At 37.2% G+C, this 2,438-nt stretch carries 2 protein-coding genes and 1 pseudogene; all 3 read left to right on the top strand.

Going from position 1 to position 2,438, the window contains the following annotated elements:
- A partial coding sequence (locus ACP6PM_RS19220) for an FG-GAP repeat domain-containing protein (RefSeq protein ID WP_426587424.1) occupies positions 1-366 on the top strand: 366 nt, incomplete at its 5' end.
- Positions 367-585: 219 nt separating this feature from the next.
- Positions 586-1,047, top strand: coding sequence for an RNA-guided endonuclease InsQ/TnpB family protein (locus tag ACP6PM_RS19215; RefSeq protein WP_426587422.1), 462 nt, complete (start codon positions 586-588; stop codon positions 1,045-1,047).
- Between the two features lie 15 nt (positions 1,048-1,062).
- Positions 1,063-1,725: pseudogene (locus ACP6PM_RS19210) on the top strand (RNA-guided endonuclease InsQ/TnpB family protein); the annotation flags it as partial.
- Positions 1,726-2,438 lie beyond the last annotated feature (713 nt).

The raw sequence follows: 2,438 nt of genomic DNA, 5'->3' as shown, positions 1-2,438 counted from the left end.
TCTGGTGTCGAGGTGTTAACGGGTGACTTCAACGGTGATAATCGAACTGATGTTGGTCTGATACGACAAGATCGGGGTTGGGGTACACTGCCTGTAGCTTTTTCAGATACTGATGGCAGCTTTACAGTTACCAATGAGCCAATTGGTAATTTTGCTACTTTTGCCACAAGTTCTGGTGTTGAGGTGTTAACGGGTGACTTCAACGGTGATAATCGAACTGATGTTGCTCTTCTGCGACAAGAACGGGGTTGGAGTACACTGCCTGTAGCTTTTTCAGATACTGATGGCAGCTTTACAGTTACCAATGAGCCAATTGGTAATTTTGCTACTTGGGCAACAAGGTCTGGTGTCGAGATTTTAGCCTGAACTTTCAAATGGCTATCCACCCTACTTGTCTAAACCGATAACTTTTCTTAACTGAGGAGTATTGAGACAGAGGAGAGTAATATCATTTTCAGGTGAATGCTTATCATGCTGAGGTATAGGGAACAGGGCTAGAGTAGGGAAACTTTTCCCGAAGGCAAAGGGCTTGTAACTGTTGGCTAAAATCTGGTATTATCTATAAAAATCTGGGATTATCTGTTTATGCTACTTGGATTCAAAACTGAACTGCACCCAAATAAGCAACAAAAAACCATGCTGGCTAAACACGCTGGTGTGGCTCGCCATGCCTGGAATTGGGGATTATGGCTAACTAGAAATATCCTGACTCACAATTCCAATAATCCTGATGGTAAACTTAAATTTCCTACTGCAATTGACCTGCATAAACTTTTAGTGGCAATGGTTAAACCGAATAACTATTGGTACTATGAAGTATCAAAAACAGCGCCTCAATATGCTTTGAGGTATTTATCTCTAGCTTGGAAACGAAGATTCACCAAAATTTCTGGTCAACCTAAATTCAAGAAAAAAGGTAGAGATGATAGTTTCACTTTAGATGGTTCGATATCAGTAGGTTTTAATCATATAAAATTACCTCGGATTGGATGGATTAAAACTTATGAAGTACTGCCAGATAATGTTACTCCTAAGTCTGTAACTTAAGCCAAGAAAGCCGATAGATGGTTTGTTAGTTTCAAAATAGAAACTACGGCTCAAACTACTGATTTCTCAGTAGATGTAGTTGGTGTAGATTTAGGAGTAAAATCATTAGCTACGTTATCTACTGTTTTTGTTGGTGCTAAATCTTATAGAAAATTAGAAGCTAAACTCTCTCGGTTACAATACTTGAACAGGCATAAAACCAAATTTTCCAATAACTGGAAAAGAGCACAGCTAAAAATAGCTCAGTTACATAATAGAATAGCTAACATCAGGAAAGATACGTTGCATAAACTAACAACCTATTTGGCTAAAAACCACAGCAAAATAGTAATAGAAGACTTAAATGTATCAGGACTGATGGCAAATCACAAGCTAGCTAAGGCTGTTGCAGATATGGGGTTTTACGAGTTTAGTAGACAGTTAGAGTACAAGTGTGAGTTGTACGGTTCATCCTTAATCATTGTTGATAGATGGTTTCCTAGTTCTAAGACTTGCAGTAGGTGTGGAACTGTTAAAGAGTCTCTGTCTTTATCAGAGCGCGTTTTCAAATGCGAACACTGCAATTTTAGCTGCGACCGAGATTTGAATGCAGCGTTAAATTTAGCTATGGCGCGCAGTTCGTCCGTGACAGCTTGTGGACTGGATAACGCCGACGTTGCCAGGTTGAAGCAGGAATAGAACAGATTATTTAGAGAAAATCATAGATTTATATAGATAATCATAGGTTTCTAAGAACGGTATTTGCTTCTCTCTCGAATAAGGTTTGAGCTATGGGTAATATGCCTGGGTTTGAGGATTTTGGTCTGAGATGTTTGACTACACATTTGGGTTTTCCTGGTAAGTCTTGCATGTTGAGCTAAATAAGTATCACCAAAACCTCCTTTTCCTAGAGATTTAATGATGCAATAGCGATTTTTCAAAGTTATTCCAGGTAGCATTTTATTGACTGAGGGCAAATACTATTTTTATTGATTTTTCGGCCACTAGATTGTGACTATATATGAGCGCACCTTTTCCATTATATTTATAATATCTTGTCAAGCCTACTTTGTCAACCTACTATTTGGAATTTTTTGAGATTTTTTTGATTCTCTAAGTGACAAATTATCCTGGGAAATCAAATTAATTTATTTATGCAGAAATGGAAAGTAATTTATACTAGAGCATTCAAAGTAACTAAACTGGATAAACTAGGTCTAGCTATCAAAAAATGCTCGATAAAAATTGGCAATCATCACCAGAAATTTCATTAGTAAAAACCAGGCAACAGTTTTTCAGGATCACAAGATAATGAAAAACAAATATTTTTTTCTTGATTATTTATTTCTGCCTTATTAATAATCGGTGCATCGGTGTAAAAATCCTGGTCTAGTCTGAGTTATCTGTGCCTT

Origin of the sequence: Dapis brunnea BLCC-M229 (assembly GCF_050015995.1) — a bacterium.
Taxonomy (GTDB): domain Bacteria; phylum Cyanobacteriota; class Cyanobacteriia; order Cyanobacteriales; family Microcoleaceae; genus Trichodesmium.
Note: the sequence above shows the minus strand (reverse complement) of the source record. Positions and strands in the feature narration are given on the sequence as shown.